Source organism: Vibrio sp. 1557 (assembly GCF_033340175.1).
Taxonomy (GTDB): domain Bacteria; phylum Pseudomonadota; class Gammaproteobacteria; order Enterobacterales; family Vibrionaceae; genus Vibrio; species Vibrio alginolyticus.
In genome coordinates this window covers 1-1,284 of record NZ_JAWOVZ010000162.1, presented here as the reverse complement: position 1 = coordinate 1,284, position 1,284 = coordinate 1, and the positions used below count along the sequence as shown (strand labels likewise).

Genomic DNA, 1,284 nt, shown 5'->3' with positions numbered 1-1,284 from the left:
AAAAACTCATGAAACAATGCTTGTGCGTCATCAATCCAAGTTTGTGATTTATTCGCAAGTTGGCGAACCATCAACAATGAATAGCAACCACTGGCGGCATCGCGCATAGTTCCTAAACGAATGGATTGATAACCAGCTTGTTGCCAAAACTGAATCAACTCATCCGTCGCACCAAAACTTGTCGATAGGTAATCCACATGGGCACCAACACTTTCCTCGAGTAGTGTTAGCATGCGCTTGCCAATGCCCGAACCTTGTAGATCTGGATGCACCGCAATTCGCATCACTCGTGAAGTAATAAGCTTACCTACTTTTACCAAACCAAGTTGATTGATGATGGTGATTGGCGTCAAATGCCCTTTAGGACGACGTTGACCAAGTTGAACGGCTTCAATTAACTCGTCATCAAGACCGCCCTCCTCAACCGTGAGAATGACTCCGATGATATTTTGTTTATCCATCGCGAGATAAACGGAGCTGTTGTCATCTCGCAGTAAATGGAGCAAATCATTCGGTGAGGTTTGATAATGAGCATTAACCAGTAAAGCAAAGCATTCGCGTAGTAAGTTGGGTTGGTGAACCAGTGCTTGCTTGTCCACTTTGTTCAACGATACGTTCGCCATACCTTCAATGGATTGCGGCGATAATTCCGCGTTCAAGATAAAAGCGTCATACAACCACGTTTCTAACTTATCATCTACGCTCCAACGAATTGGTTGCTGCATGTGATACGTCTTCATGCCAGATCGTTGTTGTTGCAACCATTCAATGAACTTCAACGTGAAGCCACGTCCGCAGCCTTCATAGCCATGAATCGTGCTAGAAAAGACCAAACGATGATAATGCTCGGTGATTTGTTTGAGCATCGGGACGGGAATCGCAGCCGCTTCATCAACTAGCAACAAATCACACTCAGGCAGCGAAGACAACAATTCGTCAGGCGCAATAAACTGAATATACCCATATCCGACTTCCAAACGGTCTTTCTTCATCTGTTTGGCATCCGTAAGTAAACGCTGCGCGTGCTGATAGACTGGCTCAACAGCGTTAATAGAAGGCGCGGTAAGTAATATACGCAGCGGCTTGTGTTGCAACAACTGAGCACAAGCGATACCTAACGCGCTGCTTTTACCTCTACCGCGATCAGCCGTGAGCACTAAAGGACGCTTACGATGCCCACTCACCACTTTCTCGATTAATGAAACAGCGTGAGTCTGCTCTATGTATTCTGTATTTCTCTGCGCAATAGCAAGCTCAGAAACCTGAGGAACAACTTTCCCCTGC

1 protein-coding gene is annotated in these 1,284 nt (G+C 45.9%); it reads right to left on the bottom strand.

The annotated features are described in order from the left end of the window. Positions 1-1,284: GNAT family N-acetyltransferase (locus tag R7070_RS25515; RefSeq protein ID WP_318141427.1), on the bottom strand; the 1,284-nt coding region annotated here is incomplete at both ends.